Raw genomic sequence first — 23,975 nt, 5'->3', positions numbered from 1 at the left:
ATTGCGACAACTGCCCACATAGCACAAAACGGCTTGTTTGTCAACAGTTTTTAACTCTAATTCATATAATTGTTCTCGCAGATTAATCGTGACTTTTTTGCCGGATTTGGTGGTTTTTTCCCGTTCCATCACCGTTGCTTGCTTAATTGCCTCGAGCCAATTTTGCCACTGTTGGCAGTCAATTCCCTCACTATTAAAAGTGAGCAAATACTCGGCTTTTTCCAACAAACGGGTGGCAGCGGGAGCATTTAAGGGAATTTCTTCCACCTGATAAACTGGTAAATCTGCGGGTAATTGCGCTCTTAACTGCTGTTTAAACGTCTCTAAATCGATCACTTTTGTCAATTCAAAATCGACAATCTCACCGCTACTGGTTGCTCCCAAGGATAAAGCATTGGCGATCGAAATGCGCGGACCAGGGTGAAATCCACCGGTAAAGGAAATGGGAATAGCAGCCCGACGGACGACGCGATCAAATAAACGCACCAGATCCAAGTGGCTAACTAGGGCCATTTCGCCAATTTTGCCAAACCAAACCCGAATTCTTTGGGCGCGTTCTTGATTGGGTTGAAAATGTCCGGCAAAACCGGGAATCGCAGGCGCTTCAATAACGATATTATGGCCAAAATCGACGCTACAAACGCCACAATGGGAACAACCCTCAAAAGAACAATCGGGAACCGTTGCCGCGTCTAGAGCGCGTTTTAAGTCCTCCTCTAGCCATTTTTTATCGATACCGGTATCCAGATGATCCCAGGGCAAAGGACGCTCTAAAATATCTTTGTCTGCATCGACAAAAATATTCCATTCTCCCTGTTCTACCTGACGATATTTCCAGGTTAAACCGGATTCTTCGATCGCCTGTGACCATGCTTGATAGGCTTTTTCTGTATTATCCCACCAAGCATCCATCCCCGCTCCCAATTGCCAAGCGCGCAGCACCACTTTCCCTAAACTTCTGTCACCGCGACCGATAAAATCTTCCATGGCCGAGATGCGGACATCGGTATAATTGACTTTTACCCCTCTCATACCCTGGAATTCCTGTTTTAATAACTCCTGTTTGCGGATAAATTCGGCCGTCGAGACGGAATGCCACTGGAAGGGGGTATGGGGTTTAGGGGTAAAATTCGAGATAGTTAGGGTAAAATCGAGGGGTTTCCGCTTCGGTAAACGACATTCCCGACGCAACCAACGCACCGTTTCCGCAATACCGATGACATCCACATCGGTTTCCCCTGGCAAACCGATCATAAAATAGAGTTTGACCTTATCCCAACCCTGTTCGACAGCAGTTTTTATCCCTCTGAGTAATTCTTCGTTGGTTAACCCTTTGTTAATCACATCGCGCATCCGTTGGGTTCCCGCTTCCGGTGCAAAGGTTAAACCCGATTGACGATTGCCCCCAATTATGTTAGCAATATTTTCGTCAAAGCGATCGACTCTTTGACTGGGTAACGATAGAGATATATTCTCATTCTGGAGACGGTTTTTAATCTCCATACCTACGGCAGGTAGAGCTAGATAATCGGAGCAACTGAGAGATAATAAGGAAAATTCATTATATCCCGTCGCTCGCATTCCTTTTTCAATCGATTCGATGACTGCTTCCGGTTGCACATCCCGCGCGGGACGGGTTAACATCCCCGGTTGACAGAAACGACATCCCCTAGTGCAACCGCGACGAATTTCCACCACCAGGCGATCGTGAACCGTTTCCACGAAGGGAACTAAACCGATAGAATAGGCTGGGATAGGAGTGGCTACCCGGCGTAAAATTCTCTTCGGTACATCGTCACGATTGGGGATAACTGCACCGATTGGGGTGACATCGTAGAAACGCGGTACATATACCCCCGGAATTTGGGCTAAATCTAGTAATAGTTCTTCTTTGCTTAGATTAGCTAGTTTACCTTCTTCTAAAATTAAACCGATTTCTGGCAATAATTCTTCGCCATCACCAAGGGCGATAAAATCAAAAAAGTCGGCGTAGGGTTCGGGGTTAGAGGTGGCAGTTTGTCCCCCGGCAAAAATTAGCGGATAGTTACCCGAGTCTCTTTCTCTCCAAGTCAAGGGAATTGCCGCTAGGTCGAGCATTTCTAAAATATTGGTGGCTCCTAGCTCGTAACTAAGACTAAAACCGAGAATATCAAAATCGGTGAGGCAACGACGGGATTCTAGGGCAAATAAGGTGGTTTTTGTCTGTTTGAGTTTTTGGGCTAAATCCGGTGCGGGTAAATAAGTGCGATCGCAGAGTTGGCGAGGTTGTGCATTGAGGATATTGTAGAGGATAATATGGCCGAGGTTAGATGCCCCCACTTCGTACACTTCCGGATAGGTTAACACCCAACGAACCACAGCACTTGCCCATTCTTTATGTTTAGCGCCTAACTCGTTGCCCAAATAACGCGCTGGTCGAAAAATGTCGGGGGTAAGCAGTTGGTCTAAAGCAATAGTCACGGCAATCTACCTCAGATATCGTCAGCAATGGGTGCTTTTCTACTATAGCAGCCAGAATCGAGTCAGTATTCAGGAGTCGGGAGATAGGGTTTTGGGGCGATAGGGTTTTGGGGTGATAGGGTTTTGGGGTGATAGGGTTTTGGGGTGATAGGGTTTTGGGGTGATAGGGTGATAGGGTGATAGGGTGATGAGACAGCTTCCCCACTTCCCCACTTCCCCACTTCCCCACTTCCCCACTTCCCCACTTCCCCACTTCCCCACACCCCACACCCCACTTCCCCACTTCCCTATCTACCCCACTTCCCCATCTCCCTAAAATTCCAGAGGCTATAAGATAATTAAGCGACGATGAAAGAACCGTTAATTGAATTGAGAGGAGTATCGAAAAGATTCGGGGATAATGTTATTCTCGATGGTTTAGATTTAACCATTTATCGAGGGGAGGCCCTGGTAATTATCGGGCCGTCGGGAACGGGAAAATCAACGGTTTTACGGTTAATTGCGGGATTAACGGGGATAAATGCTGGAGAAATTCGTATTAAAGGTCAATTGCGTCAGGGATTGCTAGAAGATGGTCGAGAAGCGATGCGAACTTCCTTAGTTTTTCAACAAACGGCCCTGTTTGATTCTCTCACCGTCGGGGAAAATGTCGGTTTTTATCTTTATGAACAAACTAATTTAAAAAAAGCCATAATTAGGGAATTAGTGGAAAAAAGCCTGGAAATGGTCGGTTTACAGGGAATTAGTGACCTTTATCCTTCGGAACTATCGGGGGGAATGCGTAAACGGGTGGCTTTTGCCCGCGCTATTATCACTAATCCCGATAATCCGGCCGATAATCCTGAATTACTGCTGTATGATGAACCTACCGCCGGATTAGACCCGATAGCTTCCACAATTATCGAGGATCTAGTGCGGACTCTCCATGAAAAATCGGGGTCTGCGAACACTTATGTGATGGTTTCTCACCAACAAAGCACCATCCGACGCACCGCCGATCGAGTAGTATTTCTCTATCAGGGAAAAGTGCAATGGCAGGGATTAGTGGCAGATATCGATCGTACCGATCATCCCATGATCCGGCAATTTTTTAGCGCCAGCATTGAAGGCCCGATTAGGACAATCGTTTAAGCTAGATTAAGCTAAATTAAGAACTATCGAGAATGAGAGAAAAATCATGCAGAGTTCGCGAGCTTTACGGGAAGGAAGACTAGGTTTGTTTGCCCTAGGCGGATTATTGGTCTTTGGGGCGCTCGCTATCTGGGTTCGCGGGGGGGGATTTGGTCAAAGAACCTATCAATTAATCTTCGAGTTTGCCGACGTGGAAGGGTTACAAGTCGGGGCGCCGGTGCGTTTTCGCGGGGTGAGAGTGGGAAGAATTACGAGTTTTATCCCGGGGAGTAATCAAGTGGAGGTTATTGCCGAGATAGCTTCTGCTACTTTAGTTATGCCTAGGAAGGTAACTGTTACTACCAATCTTTCCGGATTAATTGGGGAGGCAGCCATCGATATCACTCCCTTAGTTTCTTTAAGTGCTGAGGCCAAAAATCTCGACCCTCTGGCTCCCGACTGTGATCAACAGTTAATTCTCTGTAATAATACTCGTTTACAGGGGACAACAGGAACACAATTAATGTCTAGTGTTGGTCGTTTAGTGGATACTTTTACCAGTCCTGAATTTGTGGGTAATCTCAATGATGTCACCAAAAATACCGCTATAGCAGCTCAAAAAATCGCCCGTTTATCCGATGATACCTCCCAGACTATCCGTAATGCCCAAAGAGAAATCTCTCGTCTATCTTTGGAATTAGCTACCACCAGTCGCTCGGTCACTAATACGGCTAATAATGCCTCCCGTTTTGTCAATACTTTAGATAATACCGTTCAGGAAAATCGCAGTCAAATCAGCAGGACTTTTCAACAATCTTCCCAATTGGTCGCTAATCTCAATGCTGTTCTCAGCGAAAATCGCGGACAAATTGTTGATACTCTCGGTAATATTAATCAAGCTAGTTTAGGTATTGGTAGTCTCGCTAATAATCTCAATAATACCGCCCTGAGGTTGAATGCAGGTTTAGATGAAATTGATACTAAACAAGTCATGCAAAATATCGAGACTATTTTGAATAATGCGGTGGAAACATCGAATAATTTACGAGAAATTACTAAAACTATTAACGATCCTGCTACAATTGTCGTACTGCAAAAAACTCTCGAATCCGCTAGGGTTACTTTTGAAAATACTCAAAAAATCACCTCCGATATCGATGAGTTAATCGGTGATCCCCAATTTCGCGAGAATTTAAGACGTTTAATCGATGGCTTAAGTAATCTGCTTTCTTCCGGGGAACAATTAGAATATAATTTGCGTATCGCTCAAACTTTAGATACCATGACTCAAGAGTTAGCTAAACAAAAAGTTTTGACCATCTCTCGACCTTTAAATCCTAAGCAAATGCAACTCTATCCCCAATTTATCGTTCAACAACCACCCACGAGTGAAAAATGACAAAACAGCACAATTCAAGCGATTTTCAGTGATCAGTAAACAGTAATCAGTGAACTGATAACTAATAACTGATAGCTGATAACTGATAACTGATAACTGATAACTGATAACTGATAATAATATGTTGAAATCAATTTGTATTACTCTTGGAACTCGTCCTGAAGCGATTAAATTAGCTCCCGTTATTCGTGCTTTTCAAGAATCGGAACAGTTTCAAACCCATGTAATTCTGACGGGACAGCATAAAGAAATGGTAGCGCAGGTGATGGAATTATTTGCTTTAAAAGCAGATGAAAATCTGGATATTATGCAAACCCGTCAAACTTTAACCGATATTACTTGCCGCAGTTTACGGGGTTTAGAAACGGTTTTTGAGCGCATAAAACCAGATTTAATTATTGTGCAAGGTGATACTACCACGGCTTTTGCTGCTGCTTTAGCGGCTTTTTATCAACAAATTCCTATCGCCCATGTAGAGGCAGGATTAAGAACTAATGATATCTATAATCCCTATCCCGAAGAAGCTAATCGCCGCCTAATTTCTCAACTGACTACCCTACATTTTGCTCCCACTACTTTAGCCGTAGAAAATTTACAAAAATCTGGGGTGACGGGAAATATTCACCACACCGGTAATACAGTTATTGATGCTTTATTAAGCGTAGCCAAAACCGCACCAGAATGTCAAATTGCGGGCTTAAATTGGTCAGATTATCGGGTTTTATTAGCTACGGTTCACCGCCGGGAAAATTGGGGCGAACCCTTACAGGATATTATCAAAGGATTCACTTTGTTGTTAGAAAAATATGCCGATACAGCCCTATTATTACCCCTCCATCGCAATCCCACCGTCCGAGAACCAATAAAGTCCGCTTTGGGCAATCATCCCAGGGTATTTTTAACTGAACCTCTCGATTATGCCGAGTTAGTGGGGGCGATTCAACGCTGTTATTTATTATTAACTGATTCTGGGGGCATTCAAGAAGAAGCCCCTAGTTTAGGAAAACCGGTTTTAGTATTGCGAGAAACCACGGAAAGACCGGAAGCAGTACAAGCGGGAACAGCGAAATTAATTGGTACTAATCCAGAGCAAATTTTAGCACAAGCGGGAGAATTATTAGGGGATAAAATCGCCTATGATCGTATGGCTAATGCAATTAATCCTTTTGGAGATGGACAAGCATCCCAAAGAATCCTCCAAATCGTCCAAGATTTTTTGGCTTAATCTATGACTACTTGGTTGGGTATCGACCCCGGATTAGCGATTGTCGGTTGGGCTATTCTCCGGGATAATAGTGAGTTAATGCCGATTTTAGTCGATTACGGCACGATCGAAACTTCTAAAAATCTTTCTACTGCCCAGCGTTTGATTGAAATTGAACGGGATTTAAAGGAGTTAATCGCAGAATATAAACCGGGGGAAATTGCCGTGGAAATGCCCTTTTTTAACCGGCAAATCAAGGCAGCCGGTGGAGTCCTGCAAGCATTGGGAATTATCAATCTAGTTAGCTGTCGCGATGGGGGAATTGAACCGATTTTCCTCCATCAAGCTAGTTGGAAATGTCATCTGGGCCATGGTAGGGCCACTAAAGCGGAGGTGGCCGAACAAATTAAGTATTTATTCGGATTGACAAAAATGCCCATTAATGATGCTGTAGATGCTATAGCGATCGCATACGCTGCTTTCAGTGGCGTTCGCAATCAAATCTCTTGAAGCAATTTGACGAAATTGGCGCAAAAATTTAGCTGACAACTAAAAGCCATCTTTAAGCTTGCACTATCTTAGTTCGATGGGACGGTTGAAGATAATAAGGCCTTCAAATATCTTTGATTAGCGTTGGGTTTCCTTCCTCAACCCAACCTACCATATCAGCGATCGCACCAAAGGGTTTAAGTGTGGAATTGTGATAATTGTCATCGTCAATGCTAATAAAAATATGGTATAGTTCTTAAATGAGTATAAGTTTAAAATAATGAAAATAAATGAAAATAAAAGTTTCTCAAAAAAAGGGATCATCAAACGAAGTTAACCCTCAGTTAAAGCATATTGCCTATTCGATGGACGCACTGATTCCAGGCTTTTATATTTGGTTGGGTTCTTTCTGTTGGCGATTGGGGGGTAGTGATGCAGAAGAAAGTTATCCAGGAACAATACATAGTTTTGCGGGTATCAGCTTAGTTTTACCCGGTTATCAAATTTTTACAACCTATAAAGGGAGTTATGACCCTCGATAAGCATCAAATTGATGGTCTTTCTCCCATTTCATCTAAAACAATGCCAGCAGAAGTTTTTGAACAATTGATGTTCAATGCTGGTTATGCCGTTGTTGGGTCTGCTCCAGCCAAGGGAAATAGAATTAAAGTCTGGTGGAATCATTCTAGTTTTCGTCGTGTTGAAGCAATTTATGGTGACGATAGAAGTCTGGTTATTACGGCTTATCATCCATGAATCATGAGCTTTCTGTTACGAAAATATATTTATTGTTTACCCACAACGGGCCCAACCTACAAGATCAGCGATCGCACTGTAGGTTAAGGGGTTATTATCGGCATCGGTGGCGGTAATTGTGCCTACAGGAGTATTGATGGTGCAAGTTAATGTTGTCTGGCTCAGTGTCTGAACTATAATGGGGAATGACTAGAGTTTTCTCCCTCAAAAAGTATATGGCAAGAAGAACTAATCATCTCATGACTGGTCACTTAAAGACAAAAATGACGATTATAGGTGTTTTTGTCGCTATTTTCTGGATTGTAGAAATTTTAGACCAATTTGTTTTTGATCATCAATTAAATCAATATGAGATTATTTCTTCTTCTTTGCCTTTTGGGTTAAGATGGATTTTATTCGCCCCGTTTCTACATGGTAGTTTTAAATATCTTATTGTCGGTACTATAGGGTTTGTGATTTTAGGCTTGTCAGTCAAGTCCTATAAAATTCGTCATTTTTGGATTGTTACTATCATCACTAGGATTGTTGGAGGATTGGGGATTTGGATCTTCGCCCCGACTAACACTCCTCAGATTGGGTTGAGTAGCCTGATTTTTGGCTATCTAGGATTTTTAGCGTTAGGAGGTCAGAGTAATTTTGATCCAAATTATGATAAGGATGGCTTTCTGGTCAATTTTTTATATGTTTACCTTTCAATTTTTTTAGTTTTTGTTTTTATATATGGGCAACAAATTTCTCACTTGCTATCTGGATTTTTAACTGGCACTTTAGCGGCTGAGTTCATTGCTCAAGAAAAAGGAAGAGCCATGAGAAGTGTGTTTTTTCGTCTATTTTTCTTTATTTTTATCACTTTTTGGTTTGTAAATTGGCTATTGACTGGTGATAATTTCATCAATTTCATATTGGGAGTCATTGGTTTTATCGCTTGTGCAATAGCTGGAGGATCTTCAAGCACATCAGGGGAGCAGAAAGATACAATTCCTCAAGCGGGTCACGCAGAGGCGCGTCATCGTGATCGTGTAGAAGCAGAAGAACGATATCGCCAGTGGAAAGAACAAGAACAGCGCGATTGGGAAGAACAACAACGGCAAAATAATGAAGATCGTTGATGGTGATAAATTATATTATGCTTAAGTCAAACAGATTCAAGGTAAAGGAAGATAATCAATTCGGTCTTGATACTCATTATCAAATGAAGCTTCAGCCGCCAGAATTAACTCATCTATATTTTCCCCAATACTCAAATTAGGATTCAGAATAAAAATACCAGGAATATGACGATTTTTTGCTGTATGGTCAACCAAATGTACTGGCATAGAAGTCCGATTATTTGTTACCAGAATAAAATTATTTTCTTCACACCAGCAGAGAATTTCAGTATCTAATGTTCCTTTATCTGGTGTAACAGGTTCTCCAATCACTCTAATAACTAAATCAGGCTTGAGTCTTCTTAGTTGAGTCGCATAGAGAGGATCAACATTTTCATCTAAGAGATATTTCAGACTCATTTGCTTGTTTGATTGCTTTTTTTTGTTCCCTTAATTTTCTCAATTTTTCCGCAACAGGAGGAGGATTTTGTTTTTGTATTTCTCTCATTCTTTCTCCATGTTCGATCCATTCGGTTAAGTAATTGGTTATTTTTTCTTGCTCATGCAAATAGTACAGAATTGTTGCATAAACTTGTTCTAAGCTCAAAGATGAGTAAGTTTTAGCAATTTCTTCAGGTGTTTTGGCATGATAAATATAGTCATAGAGAATGGTTTCAATACCAATTCTTGTTCCTTTTAACCGAATGTCATTAGGGGCTAGAAAGTTAAAATAGTCTTCGAGTTGCATCATAAAATTTACCGAAGCTGTACTGAATCTAAAGGATAGTGTTAGTTATTTACACCATGCTGTACTTGTGCTTCCATCTAGCCCTGTGTAAGTTGTCCAAGTATGACATCTTACACCATTAAAATTAGCATCTGTAACATCGGCACCTGTAAAATTAGCCTGGCCTATATCAGCATTTATCAAACTTGCTACCTTTAAATTGGCATCCATTAATTTTGTCTCGCCCATATAAGAACTGTTAAGTCTTGCGCTAGATAGATTTGCCCCTATCAACTTGGCACCACCCAAGTTAGATCCCGTCAAAATTGCATTACTTAGATTGGCTTTTGTCAAATCAGAACCGCTTAGATTAACACCACTCAAATCCGCACCTTGTAAATTGGCTTGTCTTAGATTTAATCCCCTCAAATCCGCACCACTCAAATCACATCCTGGGCATTGTTTGGTTTACTTAAGTTTCTTAACATGATCAGGATTTTCTGCACGGCTAGGATTAGCTAAACTAACACAAGATAGGATAAAAATTGAAAAAAGAGTAGTTAATTTCATAACTGTTCCACCTCAATCAACTTGAAAACGGGATAACCAACGGACTATCGTAACACAGAATTTTCCTAAAATATTCAAGATAATGGCAAAATTTTATAATTCCCTGCTACCACCCAAATCTCATTCCCTGCTTGAGCCGCTGCACTAGAGCGCGACAGCATGACTTGAAAGAAGCTGACCGACGGGGTGACGGCTACCCACAACCAAGCTCTCTTGGACTGAGGATTTTGTCCATCGGCATTTCCTTGTGCAAAACCCGTCTCGTCGGCCCCCACTATCGGCGCGGCTTGGATGTAGGCTTCGGCTTCCGCCACAGAGGGCTGATAGTGCCTCACTTCCTTCCTTTCTCAGACGATTGACTGTCCCCAGAGACATCTTCACCCCAAATAAGTCGGACATCGTACAAACCACCATCCGATGGGAATGACGGTACATTCCACTCAAGACTGAGACGATGGATACCGCTCTCTCGGAGTAGCCGCTCTCTTCTACGTCTTTGGGGAGGAGGGATCGGGTTTTTTCGCCGCAGTAACGCACCAAATCCCCAAAATGGCTACTAGTGGACTGTTTCAGCTAAAATAGGGCAATAGCTCGAACAAGCAGAGGACATCAATCATGGGAAGAGGTCGGCGAGATAAAGTCAATCTAACAGGGGAACAAAGAGAAAACCTCGAACAAATCAGTCGTAATGGCTATGCACCAGCTAAAAAAATTCTCCACGCTCGGATTTTGCTGATGTGTGACGAGGGAGAACAGGCGAAAAGGAAATGGACAGATGAAGAAATAGGCGAAGCTTTAGAAGTTCATAGAAATACAGTGGGACGTATTCGTCAAAGATTTCTTCAAAAAGGCGAAAAACCAGCATTAGAACGGAAATCGAGAAAAACTCCCCCCACTCCGGCAAAAGTTGATGGAGCCGCCGCCGCCCAAATCATTGCCCTGTGCTGTTCGGAGCCACCATCTGGCCGAGCCGAGTGGACAATCCGACTATTAACCTCGGAACTCAAACAAAGACAAATTATCACCGAGATTTCCAGTCCAACGGTGTGGCGTACTCTAAAAAAAACCAATTACGCCCTTGGAAAACCCAAAGATACTGTATTCCGGAACAGGATTTAGCCCGATTTGTTGCCCAGATGGAAGTTGTCCTTGACCTGTATGGCACTCAGCCATCGGAAGAAGAACCGTTAATCGCGATGGACGAAGCATCAAAGCAACTACTTGGAGAAGTTTACCCTCCGATACCCATGCAACCTGGACAAGATAAAAAAGAAGACTATCACTATAGTCGTGAAGGGGTTCAAGCCTTGTTCATGTTTTTTGACCCCCATCGAGGATGGAGACGGGTGAGTAACCGAGATAGTCGAACCCGAATAGATTGGGCAGAAGAAATTCGTCAATTATTGGATGTGGACTATCCAAAGGCTCGAAAAGTCAAGCTCGTCTGTGATAATCTCAACACTCATAACATAGCCTCGCTTTATGAAGCATTTCCAGCACCCGTTGCTCATCGTTTAGCTAGAAGACTGGAAATTTATTACACACCTCGTAATGGTAGCTGGTTAAATGTAGCCGAAACTGAACTAAGCGTCTTATCGAGGCAATGTTTAGATAGAAGGATTTCTAGCAAGGAAGAACTGAAAAGGGAGATAGAAACCTGGCAAAAAGAACGTAATCAGACTGCATCTACAGTAATATGGACGTTTACGACCAGCGATGCTAGGGTCAAGCTGAAACATCTTTATCCTGTGTTTGAGGAGGAGGAATCGGGAGAATCTATTGCACCAAATTAGCTGAAACAGTCCACTAGATATTATAAGGCGATCGCCGCTTCGATTGACACAAGCAAAAACTTCAACAGATATAATGGGGCTTGACAGGTGGTATCAGTTATCAAAGCACGGCTCAAGGGATTGAAGGAGGAACTCTCATGAGTGAAGAACAATTTGAACTGGTACAAGGTAGCGGTAATGTGTACCGCGATTTTGGCGATGTAGATGCGGACGTGCGACAAGCGAAAGCACTGCTTGCTGCTGAAATTATCAAGGTTCTGGAGAAGGAAGACTTATCGAAAATTTGGGTTAAAACCCCGTCGTTTTACGACGGCTTTTCCTGATCTTTGATATAAGACTTAAGAACTTCCAGTGGCGCACCTCCTACAGAAGAGACGAAATAACTGGGCGACCAAAGAGCGTCTTTCCCGTACGGTTTAGGATAACCAGCTTGTCCATGCCTGCGACTAGAGACTCCCTTTAAAGAATTGACCATCACGGAAATAGATAATTTCGGTGGATATTCAATCAATGCGTGTACATGATCGGACTCCCCGTTAAATTCCAATATCTGAAAATTCATCTTTTCCGCAACTTCCCTAAAAGATTTTTCAACCAAAGTCAGACTTTTACCAGTAAAAACCTTACTTCTGTATTTTGTCACACAGACCAAATGTATCTTTAAATCGGAAACAGAGTTTCTTTCTCTTCGCAACTGACTTGATATTATTAACAGACCTAGTTAGAATAGAGTACAGACACACACATCTTAACCCAATGAAAGCGAGGTATCAATACCGTATTTACCCAACAGACCAACAAAAGAGGCTTTTGTCTCAGTTGTTCGGGTGTGTGCGTGTTGTCTGGAACGATACCTTAGCTTACTGTCAAGAACTCTATCGACAAGGGGAGAAAAAGCCAAAATATACTGAGTTATCTAAAAGACTAACTCAAGTCAAAAAAACAGAAGAAAAACGGTGGCTAACCGAGGTTTCTTCTATTCCTTTACAACAGTCTTTGAGAGACTTAGAGACTGCTTACTCTAACTTCTTTGCATCTTGTAAGGGAGAGAGAAAAGGAAGAAAAGTCAAACCTCCTAAATTTAAGAAGCGTAAATCTAAACAATCAGCAAGATTTACCGATAATGGTTTTACCGTTAACCAACACTGCGTTACTTTAGCGAAAATCGGTGATCTAAGAATAGTTTGGAGTCGTCCATTACCTTCTAAACCTTCTAGCGTCACCGTGATTAAAGATGCGGCGGATCGCTATTTTCTCAGCTTTGTTGTCGAGATTCAGCCCGAAATACTTCCCAATAATGGGGAGTCAGTGGGAATTGATCTAGGGATTGCTACCTTTGCTACCCTCTCAACAGGGGAAAAGATAGACGCACCGAAACCGTTAAAGAAACGATTAAAACGACTAAGAAAAGCACAGAAAAACCTTTCTAGAAAACAGAAAGGAAGTAAACGACGGGAAAAAGCTAGGAAACGAGTAGCTAAAATCCACGCAAAGATTAAAGACACTCGTACTGATTTCTTGCATAAACTATCCACTAGAGTTGTTCGTGAAAATCAAACGATAATTTTAGAGTATTTAAACACATCGGGAATGGTTAAAAATCGCAAGTTATCCCGTGCTATATCAGACTTAGGATGGCGTTCTTTCCGAGATATGCTATCGGCAAAATCTGATAAATATGGGCGTGATTTTCGGATAATTTCCCGATGGGAGCCAACGTCTCAGAGATGTTCCTGTTGTGGGAATATCGGCGGTAAGAAAGCGTTGAATATCCGTGAGTGGGAATGTCTTTTTTGTGGGACTTTCCATGATAGGGATGTAAACGCCGCAATTAATATCAAGGTCGCCGGTGGGCAATCGGAGACTTTAAACGGACGTGGAGGAAAGTGTAAGACTTCTGTTAAAGAAGCATCGTCCCGTGAAGCGTCAACCCATCCGAAGATCGTTCAATTAAGTTTGTTCGATCTGTAGGGAATCACCGTCCGTTCACGGCGGTGAGGATGTCAACAACCCGCGATGCTCAAGTGCGAACTGGAATTAATCACAGTGAATTTGTCCAGATTCGCCGTGCTAATTTGGGACGCTTTACTATTGACCGTTTGATCTCAATTTTGGGTCGTCTCAATCAACAGGTTGAAATTACTATTACGACCCATCCAAGAACCACTGATTCTTCACCAATGGCATCCTAACTGTAATTGAGTGTGGGTCGATGGGAACGACTGCGCCACCAAGCTAGTAGGGTACTAGCGATAAAAATACTCGAATAGGCCCCGGCTACGAAACCAATAATTAAAGCTGTTGACAGCGATCGATGTGGTATAAACTTGATATGTCCTTCAGAAGTTTAAGGGGAAATTATGGAACCTCGTAAAAGACTCCCTCAGAGTGTTATAGTCGTCGCTGTGATCCAGCTTATCTTTTCTCTGTTTGGTGTCATAGCAGGTTTACTTCTAATGTTTGGTGGAGCGATCCTTGGTGGACTGTTGGCTGGAAATACTTCAGACGCGGCCATATTGTCATTTATCGGATTTTTACTCGCTTTACTACTTTCTTCGCTTAGCATTGTCCAATTTGCCTCCAGTATTGGTTTATTCTCAATTCAGAAGTGGGCTTGGTATGGCACGGTAGTTACTCAAGCAATCGGCTTGCTTTTAAATGTTATTTGGATCTTCACGGGTAATCTCCCGGCTATTTTTGGAGTAGCGATCGGGATTGCCATTCTTTGGGTCATGCTTCAATTTGATACTCGGCGTGTTTTTGGATTAAGGATATGACCTAGTGAAAAGCTTTGAGAATTCTAATAAGGAAGCAATTAACAGATTTTGGGATTTAGGTAGTTTCATGGTTTTGTCCTCTGAGAAAAGTTAATTAAAATGGCACATTTTTGTTGGTAGCTTAGTAGTTGATTTGACGTTAAAAAAAGTAACTGTTGGTTGTGTTGGGTTTCGTTCCTCAACCCAACCTATACGCTAACCTACTATAATGTTACCGATCGACACTATATGAATTATGCACAATGATCAACCCCAGAATCTAGGCGGCAGCCGTTTGGCTAATGGGATTGATGACGATAAATTGTTCGGGATAGAGAATAACATTTTCATAATTATAACCCGTTACTGAACTATCATCAGGAATCCCTAAATCAACGGCGTAACCTTCAGGATTTTCATAGCATTCAATAATACTACCTTCTGTTCCTTTGGGAATAAGACGCTCACCAAAATCAGCACTAATATCTACTAATGTTACAATTCCATCATACAGTTTTGCTTTCATGGTATTTACCCATTGTTTTGATTAATTTTCAGCCAGTTTGTTATTAATCTAGGAATTTGTTTGTTTTTGTCAATTTGCCATTTTGTGACTAATGTTCCTTGAAGGTAATTAATCCCTATTATGGGTATTATAACCGTAAATCGAATTCCATATTCACTAGGTTCATCTAAGGTAGCTGGATTATTTTCTAAGTGTAGTCTGATTTGATTGATAATTGACTGAGCCGCTATTTGACGACCTTGAGAACTTTCTATATTATATCCAAGAATCATAAATGCTTGCCATTTTCCTTGATTGTTAGTATTGAATGGATTCATAGAGTATTCAGTGAATTTACGAGGATCGATCTCAGCTTGTTTTGCCATTGGTAATGGATTCCCCGATTGCCAATTTTGCTCCATGCTTATATCGTTTACCAAAGTGAATAGTAATGTCCATAATCAAGTTTTGTTTTGTTGTCAATACTCTGTTAATATATCTAATACTAAATCCGTTGAGTACAGGCTAGTTATGAGGAGAGGCAAAAGGCAAGAGGCAAAAGGCAAGGGGAATAAATAATCAGTTTTTAATAACTGGATTTAGTATAACCTATCAGCGATCGCATGATCATTATCAAATAGGCGATCAGATTTATTCTGTTAAATATTCTAAGAAAGATTGGCTATTTTTGTCCGCTCACTGGGCTGTAATTGTTGAATGACAGAAATGAGTTGTTCTAGGGTGATAGGTATTGTTATCATGGATTTCATGTCTCTTAGTTGAATAAAAACAGTCTGTAATCTCATTATATCAAGTATGATGAGGATCTTGGTCATGCGAAACTAGACGTTAATTTCAATAGGCAGTAATTGTTGGGTTTCGTACCTTAGCTAAAGCTACACGCCTAGACTTATTATATGCTAAAACTTACTGAATACCGCTATATTTTCATAGGCAGATTGAAACCCTTCAAGGTAATAGTCCGGGTGTCCCAGCAGGAACACACTTATTTAATTTTGTCGTTCCATCAGATTGAATGTAGTAATCTTCACCCCAATCTGATGGATATACACCAAAAGAAACTATAGCGGTATTACCACAATTAGCAACAATTTTATCCGTCCAACTTTTCATTAAAATTTTAGATTCCATAATATTAATAATTATGCTCTCTATTTTTGGGTCAGATCTAGTGGTCACACTCCAATCCACTGAACTTAATGCAATATTCAATACATCAGTTCTATTCGTTGGATTTCCCGTTCTATAACTATTAGCTGTTCCTTTATAAATACTAAACTTAACCCTTCTAACTCCCTTTGAGCGAATTTCTTCAAGGACTTTATTGACAGTAGCTTGACAGCCTAGCTTTGGTTCTGATTGTGCTTTAACCGAAGGATAGGAACCAGCAAAAAGCGTTGACAATCCTAATAAGGAAGCAATTAAGAGATTTTGGGAGTTAAGTCGTTTCATGGTTTTGTCCTCTGAGGAAACTTAATTAAATGAAACATTTTTGTTAGTAGTTGAATTGACGTTAAAAAAGTAACTGTTGATTGTGTTGGGTTTCGTTCCTTAACCCAACCTACACGCCTAGGAACTGTAGGGGCGCAAGGAACCTGCGCCCAGAATGTAACCTCTCTCAATTTATCAAGTCGGGTGAGTCAGCCTCACTTATTTGAATACCGCGATTATGATGTTTTTGAGATAGTTAAAGACTGTTCAATTACTTGAGGTTAACTATTTTGAATTAGGCGTAATAACAAACGTAATCCTTCATTAACGGCTGCTGAATCAGGAAAAATAGTAGCAACGTCGGGGTCTATTTCGACGGTTAAAGTAGTTCTTTTTCGCCCTTGACCTCTTGCTATGACTGGAAGTTTAGTAAAGTCATATTCGGGGCGTAAATCATCATCTAGATCACAGGTCTGATTCATAAGCTTTACGTTCTTGGGTGGTAGCTAAACGGGCACTAATTAAGCGTGTGGTTTCCGTGCGGTCAGTATAAGAAACAACTAGCAATCGTCCTTTGGCTGATTCTCCCATTATAATAAAACGTCGCTCCCCAAGAGAGTGTTCTGGATCGGCAAAGGTTAAAAATAAGGAATCATAGAACACGGATTTAGCTTCATCGAAAGAAACACCATGTTTGGCCAAGCTCCTTTTGGCTTTCTCCTCGTCCCAATCGAATAACATGGGTTACATTTATATGGGTTGGCTGAAAATTATAGCAGAATTTCTGGCTCTCCCGTACTTGTGGTGATAAGAAAAGGTTATCTAAGATAGGGCGTATACCATACGGCGCGACAGAAAACGAATTTGCCCTACTGTAGGGGCGCAAGGAACCTGCACCCAGAATGTAACATACACTAACATTTTACCCCATAATGTCGGGAGAGCCGATTTTCATAGGCAGACTGAAACCCCCCAAGGAAGAGGACTAGGAGCATTTTCTGGTTTAACACACTTATTTAATTTTGTCGTTCCATCAGATTGAATGTAGTAATCTTCACCCCAATCTGATTGATCATTACCAAAACCAACTATCGCTGTATTGCTACAATTAACAACAATTCTATCTGCCCAACTTTTCAATAAACTTTTAGAACCCATGATATTATCAATAATGGATTGACTTCGAGAATCAACAGTAGGTTTTTTAGTGAAATCCCAAGCACTTAAAATTATATGTAACTCGTCTGTTCTGTTAGTTGGATTACCCGTGTTATTTTCATTGGCTCTTTCCTCATAAAGCTTAAACCAAGTCCTTCTAACCCCTTTAGAGCGAATTTCTTGGAGGACTTTATTGACAGTAGCTTGACAGCCTAGTTTTGGTTCTGATTGTGCTTTAACCGAAGGATAGGAACCAGCAAAAAGCGTTGACAATCCTAATAAGGAAGCAATTAAGAGATTTTGGGAGTTAAGTCGTTTCATGGTTTTGTCCTCTAAGGAAACCTGTTATTGTGATTACCTTCTTTGCGTCTTTGCGCCTCTGCTCCACAGCTTGATAATTCCCTCCCCAGCCCCTGCAAGGGTTTGACCATCAGGGCTGTATGCTATAGACCAGACCGCGCCAGAATGACCAGTGAGAGTTTGCAGCAGCTTACCTGTCTGCGGATTCCACAACTTGATAGTATCGTCTCCACTCCCACTGGCAAGGTTTTGACCATCGGGGCTATATGCTATAGACCAGACCCAGCCAGAATGACCAGTGAGAGTTTGCAGCAGCTGACCTGTCTGCGGATTCCACAACTTGATAGTATTGTCTGTAGTCCCACTCCCACTGGCGAGGGTTTGACCATCGGGGCTGTATGCTAAGGACATGACGTAGCCAAAATGACCAGTGAGGTTTCGCAACAGCTTACCCGTCCTAGTATTCCACAGCTTGATAATACTGTTATCACGTCCATTTGCAATGGATTGACCATCGGGGCTATATGCTATGGAGTAAATAACGGCTTTCCGGGTTAGAGAGATTGTTCGCAGTAGCTTACCTGACCGAGGATTCCACAGCTTGATAGTGTTGTCCCCACTTCCACTGGCAAGGATTTGACCATCGGGGCTGTATGCTATGGAGTAAACATAGCCAGAATGACCAGACAGGGTTCGCAGCAGCTTACCTGACCGAGGATTCCACAGCTTGATAGTGTTGTCCGCACTTCCACTAGCAAGGGTTTGACCATCGGGGCTGTATGCTAGAGAATTAACATAGTAAGAATGACCAGTGATGGTTTGCAGCAGCTTACCTGTCTTAGGATTCCATAGTTTGATTGTGTTGTCCAAAATCCCACTGGCAAGGGTTTGACCATCAGGGCTGTATGCTAGGGATTGAACACGCAAATGAGTAGTGATGGTTCGCTGTAATTGGTAGGGTTCTGTAGTATTTTTAACAGCAATTCCATTAATTGCATTCAAAACTTGTTCAATTATTGCCTGATGAACCACATTAGAATCATCAATACTACCGTGATTTAGTGGATAACTATTGCTACTAATTAATTCATTTTTAAAGACACGATTTACATCTAAATTAGTAGAATTAATGACTTCTTGTTGTACCTTAAATCGTCCCAAAGATATAGGATTATCATCTGCTTGATAATAATTAATGCCTTTAGCAACATTACGGGGAAGAACATCATCACTACTACCTACCGAATCAACTTGAATAAGTAAGTCAACTCTTCTATTACGCTTTTTCAGTTCCTTGGCGAAGAGAATAGCTGTATCACCACCATAACTATGACCAATCACAATCAATTTATCATTATTATTTAGACCCAAGCTATTTAGATAACTGATAGCATCTTTTTTTTCATCCCAAGCAAAAATTGGTATCTTCAAATCTAATTGATCGAGTTTTGCTTCTTTGCGAAAAGCATCAACAAGTTTTTGCATTCCTGTTATTTCATTTAAGGTTTGACTGGCAAATCCAGTAAATACAATAATAACAACTCGGTTTTGCCGAGAAGGGATATTTGTTTCTTGCTTTTGAGCGATAAAGTTTGTTGGAGTTGCTTGAACTTGATGCTCAGTCTTACTGTCTAGTTGTTGGCTAGTTATCAAAGCTAATAAGCTGAAAGTACAGAAAATTTTGGTTAGCTTAGATTTGATGTCCATAATAACTAAGTCTCCTTATGATTTTTTCACGCTCCTTATAGGCATTGTTGTCCCCATATCTTACCCCACGGAAGAATAGATGGTGGTGTACTCACCTTAAGGCACTCCATTAATTTTGTCGTTCCATCAGATTGAACATAGTAACTTTCAGTCCAATCTGTTTGATCTACACCAAAAGAAACTATCGCTGTATTATTACAATTGACAACAATTTTATCCGCCCAACTTTTCATTAAAATTTGGGATGCCATAATATTCTCAATGATCTGATTATTTTTGGGGTCAGGAATCCAATTAATTCCATTGTATGGACTCAAAATAATATGTAGCTCGTCAGTTCTGTTTGTAGGATTTCCTATTCTACCTTCATTAGCAGTTCCTTTAGAAAGACGATAAATCCAAACCCTTCTAACCCCCTTTGAACGAATCTCTTGCATTACCTTATCAACAGTCGCTTGACAGCTTGCTTGAGGAGTAGGATTTTTAACCGCAATTGTATTCAAAACTTGTTGAATAATCGCTTGATGAATCACATTAGAATCATCAATACTACCGTGATTGAGTGGATAACTATTATTACTAATTAATTCATTTCTAAAGACACTATTTACATCTAAGTTAGTAGAATTAATGACTTCTTGTTGTACCTTAAATCGTCCCAAAGATATAGGATTATCATCTGCTTGATAATAATTAATACCTTTAGCAACATTACTGGGAAGAACATCATCACTACTACCTACCGAATCAACTTGAACAAGTAAGTCAACTCGTCTATTACGCTTTTTCAATTCTTTTGCCAAGAGAATGGCTGTATCACCACCATAACTATGACCGATCACAATCAATTTATCATTATTATTTAGCCTCAAGTTACTTAGATAATTGATAGCATCTTTTTTTTCATTCCAAGCAAAAATTGGTATCTTCAAATCTAATCGATCAAGTTTTGCTTCTTGACGCAAAGCATCCACAAGTTTTTGCATTCCTGTTATTTCATTTAAGGTTTGACTGGCAAATCCAGTAAATACAATAATAACAACTCGGTTTTGCCGAGAAGGGATATTCGTTTCTTGCGTTTGAGCGATAAAGTTTGTGGGAGTTGCTTGAACTTGGTTGTCAGTTTTGGTATTTAGTTGCTGGCTAGTTATCAAAGCTAGTAAGCTGAAAGTATAGAGGATTTCAGTTGGGTTAAATTTGATTGTCATAATAGTAAATTTCTCATTTTTTACTGTATAAGTACAAGTATATTTCAATATCCACAGCTAGGCTGATTTCTTAATACTCCCCATGAAAAAGGGGTGACGATATTATCATTTGTTAGAATACACCTCTCCCTTTTAGTTTTCTCATTTGATTGAATATAAAAGCTTTCCCACCAAACATGATAACCAGTCACTTCAATAGAACTGCTTACATCAAAAGTAACTATGGCTGTATTATCACAATTTTTAACAATTTGATTTGCCCAACTATTCAATAATCTTAGAGAGTTCATAATGTTATAAATTGGAGGACCAGGTTTGTTACGATTAGTATCAATTAGCCTAATAGTTAATTCGTCAGTTCTGTTTGTTGGGTTGCCAGTCATATCATTATTGGCAGTTCCTCTAGATATACTAAAATTGACTCTTTGAACTCCCTTAGAACGAATTTCTTGCATGATATTATTAACAGTAGCTTGACAGCTTGTTTGAGGTTGTTGAGTAGAAGTAGGTTTATTATTTGGAGAAGCAGAAGGTTGAGGTTTTGGACTCTCTATTGGCGTAATATTTGCTGTTACCTTAACATCCGACTGAACATAAGCAGACACATTAGCAAAAGAGCGATCGCCTGTCACCAACACATCAAACATACAGGATTCCAACATAGCAGAAGCAGTCACCCCCGCGCTACGACAAACCCGTTCCGCTTCTTGTTTTTGTTGCGTCGTAAAATCCGCTAAAGTCAACACCTTTTTCGGGAAATTCAAATTCGTAAAAGTTGTGGTAGTTTCGCCGACTTCATAGGCAAATAAAGACTCTTGCTGAGGAATACGCCAACTATTGCCATACTCCTTATACAACTGATCATAATTAAGCGCGATGCCAACAGCCTTTCCTTGGCGAGTTTTCAAATCATCGTTTGGGTTATTATTGTAGTTTCCGAGGAGACCATACATCTTTGAGAGTCGAGATTTGGGGACTGTCACCTTAATCGTTAAGACCGAACTTCCCGAAACTTCTACCCATTCCCCTGTCGGTGCAATAACTCTATATTCACCCCCTTCCTTATATACCCTTGCACCACCTTCAAGCACAATTGGCAAACTAGCCTCATTAACATTTCTATCATTAATTTTGAGCTTTCCTTGATAAATTCCGATTCGTTCACCACCCGCTTTGATCGCTACTGCTGAGGGTAAAGAAGCATTATCTCCCACCCCTTTAAAACGACCTTGTACTTCAAAATCTCCCCCTTCAGATTTCGCCATAATAAACTCGCCTACCGCTTGAAAACTATTGCGTAAGCCATCAAAGGTGACAATATGAGGGTCTCCATAAATAACGCCTGTATTTCCGTCCGGTTTACGGGGAATATCGGGGGTGGGTTCTGGTTTCAGTTCTTCTTGGGGTGGTGGACAACCTTCTTTAATTTTATCAGCGCCAGCAAAAGTTGCTGACCATTTCCAAGGGTTTAACCAACGTTGTCCTAATCCAAAACTTTCCCAGGTTATTCCCGCTATTTTAGAAATAGGTTGAGAAATTCCACTAATTTTCTTTAAATCTAAAAATGCAGGCCCACGAGGTGCGCTAGGACAACCTATATCTAGCCGTAATTTCGTAGTACAATTTTTGGGATTTCCCCATGTACCTGGATACAGCAACCAACTTTTATCACCTAAGTCTTCAATTTTCTCAACTCCGACACGGGGTAAATATTCCACTACTTCTCTTGATTTAGGGTCGGAAGATGAAATTAAAGATAAATTATCATGGAGGTTGTATATCTTCCCCCCTCGATGTTTTTCTTCACAACGAGGATCAATAGATGTGGGAATCGTAAATTTAGTACAGATACTTAATTCACTAATGTCCGACTTAGGATAACTCGCATGACCACCCAAACCGACAAAAACATTAGGTTGAGCAAGAATATCATTGCGGCTACCTAAGTTAGTTGAAAATAGAATATTGTTATCCTTAACTAATTCTGTCCATTCAAAAATTTCTCCTCCTTCGGAAATAAACTCACTCACCAAGAAAATGTGTTCGCCAAAAGCAACTCGACAAGGATAGTAGTATCCATCCCGATCCTTCTGTAAAAAGACCGTTATTCCTTCCCAATCTCCTTCATGATTATTAAATCCTTCGTGATCGTACCAATTGCTATGGGGATAGTGAAAATAATAGTTAATTGCTAATTCTTTAATTCCTGTTTTTTTGTTATCTATTTCTAAATTATCATTTTCAACGATTGAGGCATAAATTTTAGCAGGAGTTTTTTTACTTCGACTGTAAGCACCTTTGATATCGGTTTTAAATTGACTAAGATCTAAGTAATCATCTGCATTTCCTCTATCCTTAATAGTGGCTTTAGTTTCGGCTTTCCAAGTATTCTTGTTAACATCAAAAGGAACTTGATATTCTTCCTCTGGCTCAAAATTCAAAATCGGAGTAAAATAGTTAATTAAACCTTGTTTCGTCAGTTCTCTACTGTCGATCACTTTGTTTTGACTGTCAGGAACTTTGATCCTAAAATTTTTGATAGTAACTTCAGGACGGTCAGCAATAAAAAGAGTTTTTAGATAAATATCTTCGCCTAATTCACCCTTGTGTAATTTATTTAACTTAAACTCAATTTCTTCAACAACAGCTTCTCGAGGGACAACAAATTTGTCGATGGTGATCTGGTAAATACCTGGTTCTCGAAAACGAATCGATATTTTATCATCATATCCTGATGCTTCATAGCTAGAAACAGGTCTATTATAATCATCTGAAATCTTAATGGAAACCTTATCACTGAGCTTCCACTTTCTAAATCTTTTGATTACATCAAAATTTTCTAAATCTACACCTAGACGGAGATAATATTCGCCTTTTTCCTTAACTTCTACCGTCCAATTAACTGTAATTTCCTTATCTACTCCTGCGGTTGCCCACCAGCGATCGATCCCTAATTTGGGTGTACCATCTGGTTGAATGGGGCTAAAATAATTATCAATTTTCTGCTCTGTTTGAGATTGCCTAATAGCCGGTTGTGGAGTTTGAGCCACGACAGAAGCGCTATATTTAGCATCAGGCAGACAGTAACTCAACAGAAAAACGCCACAGAGAGAGAGTGCCAGCAGCTTTCTCAAGAATTCCTCGCCAATAATGGCAAGAAATGCCCCTAAAGCCACCCAAAACCAACGCAACCGAGTTTTCACGCTTCGACCTCCTGACAATTTGGCTCTCCATGCCACCGAGAGATAGCTAGTTAACGGCTCATTGTATCACCAAAGCCCTCGAAGCAATCT

At 40.7% G+C, this 23,975-nt stretch carries 28 protein-coding genes and 1 pseudogene; 12 read left to right on the top strand and 17 right to left on the bottom strand.

Going from position 1 to position 23,975, the window contains the following annotated elements:
• Positions 1-2,460, bottom strand: a 2,460-nt coding sequence (locus O9324_RS19535) for a TIGR03960 family B12-binding radical SAM protein (RefSeq protein ID WP_288141064.1), incomplete at its 3' end; no start/stop codon positions are given.
• A gap of 69 nt (positions 2,461-2,529) precedes the next feature.
• Positions 2,530-2,721: a hypothetical protein gene (locus O9324_RS19530; RefSeq protein WP_288141063.1), complete on the bottom strand. Its 192-nt coding sequence runs from the start codon at positions 2,719-2,721 to the stop codon at positions 2,530-2,532.
• Positions 2,722-2,808: 87 nt separating this feature from the next.
• On the opposite strand from O9324_RS19530, the gene O9324_RS19525 reads away from it, so the two are divergent.
• From O9324_RS19525 to O9324_RS27555, 7 genes are all read left to right on the top strand, one after another.
• Entirely contained in the window at positions 2,809-3,591 is a 783-nt protein-coding gene (locus O9324_RS19525) for an ABC transporter ATP-binding protein (RefSeq protein WP_002739028.1), read from the top strand.
• 46 nt (positions 3,592-3,637) lie between these two features.
• On the top strand, positions 3,638-4,969 hold the full coding sequence (locus O9324_RS19520) for an MlaD family protein (protein WP_012264207.1): 1,332 nt from the start codon (positions 3,638-3,640) through the stop codon (positions 4,967-4,969).
• A 121-nt stretch (positions 4,970-5,090) separates the two neighbouring features.
• Positions 5,091-6,194: a non-hydrolyzing UDP-N-acetylglucosamine 2-epimerase gene (wecB, locus tag O9324_RS19510; protein ID WP_147072124.1), complete on the top strand. Its 1,104-nt coding sequence runs from the start codon at positions 5,091-5,093 to the stop codon at positions 6,192-6,194.
• A gap of 3 nt (positions 6,195-6,197) precedes the next feature.
• Positions 6,198-6,683, top strand: a complete 486-nt coding sequence (locus tag O9324_RS19505; protein WP_002763127.1) for a crossover junction endodeoxyribonuclease RuvC — start codon at positions 6,198-6,200, stop codon at positions 6,681-6,683.
• Between the two features lie 269 nt (positions 6,684-6,952).
• Positions 6,953-7,204: a hypothetical protein gene (locus O9324_RS19500; RefSeq protein WP_002778026.1), complete on the top strand. Its 252-nt coding sequence runs from the start codon at positions 6,953-6,955 to the stop codon at positions 7,202-7,204.
• On the top strand, positions 7,191-7,418 hold the full coding sequence (locus O9324_RS19495) for a hypothetical protein (RefSeq protein ID WP_002778028.1): 228 nt from the start codon (positions 7,191-7,193) through the stop codon (positions 7,416-7,418). The genes O9324_RS19500 and O9324_RS19495 overlap by 14 nt, the downstream gene beginning before the upstream one ends.
• A gap of 185 nt (positions 7,419-7,603) precedes the next feature.
• Positions 7,604-8,527 (top strand): rhomboid family intramembrane serine protease, encoded by a 924-nt coding sequence (locus O9324_RS27555; protein WP_502846592.1) that lies wholly within the window; start codon positions 7,604-7,606, stop codon positions 8,525-8,527.
• Positions 8,528-8,563: 36 nt separating this feature from the next.
• Here the strand turns inward: O9324_RS27555 and O9324_RS19485 are convergent, their stop codons facing one another.
• The 4 genes from O9324_RS19485 to O9324_RS19465 form a co-directional block, all read right to left on the bottom strand.
• A complete protein-coding gene (locus tag O9324_RS19485; RefSeq protein WP_147072118.1) occupies positions 8,564-8,926 on the bottom strand; it encodes a DUF5615 family PIN-like protein in 363 nt (120 codons plus the stop codon).
• Positions 8,901-9,254: a DUF433 domain-containing protein gene (locus tag O9324_RS19480; protein ID WP_288141066.1), complete on the bottom strand. Its 354-nt coding sequence runs from the start codon at positions 9,252-9,254 to the stop codon at positions 8,901-8,903. Before O9324_RS19480 ends, O9324_RS19485 begins: the two co-directional genes overlap by 26 nt.
• A 45-nt stretch (positions 9,255-9,299) precedes the next feature.
• Entirely contained in the window at positions 9,300-9,677 is a 378-nt protein-coding gene (locus tag O9324_RS27300) for a pentapeptide repeat-containing protein (RefSeq protein ID WP_242034480.1), read from the bottom strand.
• A 200-nt stretch (positions 9,678-9,877) separates the two neighbouring features.
• Positions 9,878-10,138, bottom strand: a complete 261-nt coding sequence (locus tag O9324_RS19465; protein ID WP_147072116.1) for an IS66 family transposase — start codon at positions 10,136-10,138, stop codon at positions 9,878-9,880.
• 280 nt (positions 10,139-10,418) lie between these two features.
• Here O9324_RS19465 and O9324_RS19460 point away from each other — a divergent pair.
• Together O9324_RS19460 and O9324_RS19455 are read left to right on the top strand one after the other, a co-directional pair.
• A protein-coding gene (locus O9324_RS19460; RefSeq protein ID WP_125730803.1) for an IS630-like element ISMae25 family transposase occupies positions 10,419-11,596 on the top strand; the annotation gives its coding sequence in 2 pieces (ribosomal slippage) (positions 10,419-10,860 and positions 10,860-11,596; 1,179 coding nt in all).
• A 137-nt stretch (positions 11,597-11,733) separates the two neighbouring features.
• Entirely contained in the window at positions 11,734-11,919 is a 186-nt protein-coding gene (locus O9324_RS19455; RefSeq protein WP_261779590.1) for a helix-turn-helix domain-containing protein, read from the top strand.
• Here O9324_RS19455 and tnpA read toward each other — a convergent pair.
• Positions 11,901-12,302 carry an IS200/IS605 family transposase gene (tnpA, locus tag O9324_RS19450; protein WP_149985688.1) on the bottom strand — a complete coding sequence of 134 codons (402 nt, stop codon included), beginning with the start codon at positions 12,300-12,302 and terminating at the stop codon, positions 11,901-11,903. The two genes, O9324_RS19455 and tnpA, sit on opposite strands and share 19 nt — an antisense overlap.
• A 50-nt stretch (positions 12,303-12,352) precedes the next feature.
• Between tnpA and O9324_RS19445 the strand changes: the two genes are divergently transcribed.
• Both O9324_RS19445 and O9324_RS19440 read left to right on the top strand, forming a co-directional pair.
• A complete protein-coding gene (locus O9324_RS19445) occupies positions 12,353-13,567 on the top strand; it encodes an RNA-guided endonuclease InsQ/TnpB family protein (protein WP_149985689.1) in 1,215 nt (404 codons plus the stop codon).
• Positions 13,568-13,596: 29 nt separating this feature from the next.
• Entirely contained in the window at positions 13,597-13,788 is a 192-nt protein-coding gene (locus O9324_RS19440) for an XRE family transcriptional regulator (protein WP_288141062.1), read from the top strand.
• On the opposite strand, the pseudogene O9324_RS19435 reads toward O9324_RS19440, so the two are convergent.
• Positions 13,785-13,895: pseudogene (locus O9324_RS19435) on the bottom strand (protein translocase subunit SecF); the annotation flags it as partial. The gene O9324_RS19440 and the pseudogene O9324_RS19435 overlap by 4 nt on opposite strands.
• 61 nt (positions 13,896-13,956) lie before the next feature.
• On the opposite strand from O9324_RS19435, the gene O9324_RS19430 reads away from it, so the two are divergent.
• Positions 13,957-14,373, top strand: coding sequence for a hypothetical protein (locus O9324_RS19430; protein ID WP_002800709.1), 417 nt, complete (start codon positions 13,957-13,959; stop codon positions 14,371-14,373).
• Positions 14,374-14,632: 259 nt separating this feature from the next.
• On the opposite strand, the gene O9324_RS19425 is transcribed toward O9324_RS19430, so the two are convergent.
• The 9 genes from O9324_RS19425 to O9324_RS19385 form a co-directional block, all read right to left on the bottom strand.
• Positions 14,633-14,878, bottom strand: a complete 246-nt coding sequence (locus tag O9324_RS19425) for a hypothetical protein (protein ID WP_147069444.1) — start codon at positions 14,876-14,878, stop codon at positions 14,633-14,635.
• Positions 14,879-14,883: 5 nt separating this feature from the next.
• Complete coding sequence (locus tag O9324_RS19420) at positions 14,884-15,243, bottom strand: DUF6883 domain-containing protein (RefSeq protein WP_288141061.1); 360 nt, start codon at positions 15,241-15,243, stop codon at positions 14,884-14,886.
• Positions 15,244-15,826: 583 nt separating this feature from the next.
• Entirely contained in the window at positions 15,827-16,330 is a 504-nt protein-coding gene (locus O9324_RS19415; protein ID WP_002800714.1) for a hypothetical protein, read from the bottom strand.
• A gap of 260 nt (positions 16,331-16,590) precedes the next feature.
• Complete coding sequence (locus O9324_RS19410) at positions 16,591-16,791, bottom strand: hypothetical protein (protein ID WP_002800716.1); 201 nt, start codon at positions 16,789-16,791, stop codon at positions 16,591-16,593.
• Positions 16,775-17,050: a BrnT family toxin gene (locus O9324_RS19405; protein ID WP_288141060.1), complete on the bottom strand. Its 276-nt coding sequence runs from the start codon at positions 17,048-17,050 to the stop codon at positions 16,775-16,777. The genes O9324_RS19410 and O9324_RS19405 overlap by 17 nt, the downstream gene beginning before the upstream one ends.
• A 210-nt stretch (positions 17,051-17,260) precedes the next feature.
• On the bottom strand, positions 17,261-17,788 hold the full coding sequence (locus O9324_RS19400; RefSeq protein ID WP_288141059.1) for a hypothetical protein: 528 nt from the start codon (positions 17,786-17,788) through the stop codon (positions 17,261-17,263).
• A 33-nt stretch (positions 17,789-17,821) separates the two neighbouring features.
• The gene (locus tag O9324_RS19395; RefSeq protein WP_288141058.1) at positions 17,822-19,474 is read right to left on the bottom strand and encodes a WD40 repeat domain-containing protein; all 1,653 of its coding nucleotides are present in this window, start codon (positions 19,472-19,474) and stop codon (positions 17,822-17,824) included.
• A 35-nt stretch (positions 19,475-19,509) separates the two neighbouring features.
• Complete coding sequence (locus tag O9324_RS19390) at positions 19,510-20,682, bottom strand: alpha/beta hydrolase family protein (RefSeq protein WP_288141057.1); 1,173 nt, start codon at positions 20,680-20,682, stop codon at positions 19,510-19,512.
• 44 nt (positions 20,683-20,726) lie between these two features.
• Entirely contained in the window at positions 20,727-23,885 is a 3,159-nt protein-coding gene (locus tag O9324_RS19385) for a VWD domain-containing protein (protein ID WP_288141056.1), read from the bottom strand.
• Between the last annotated feature and the right edge of the window lie 90 nt (positions 23,886-23,975).

Source organism: Microcystis sp. LE19-84.1B (assembly GCF_027531875.1).
GTDB lineage: Bacteria > Cyanobacteriota > Cyanobacteriia > Cyanobacteriales > Microcystaceae > Microcystis > Microcystis panniformis.
The sequence above is the reverse complement of the archived record's forward strand: the minus strand, read 5'-3'. Positions and strand labels throughout refer to the sequence as shown.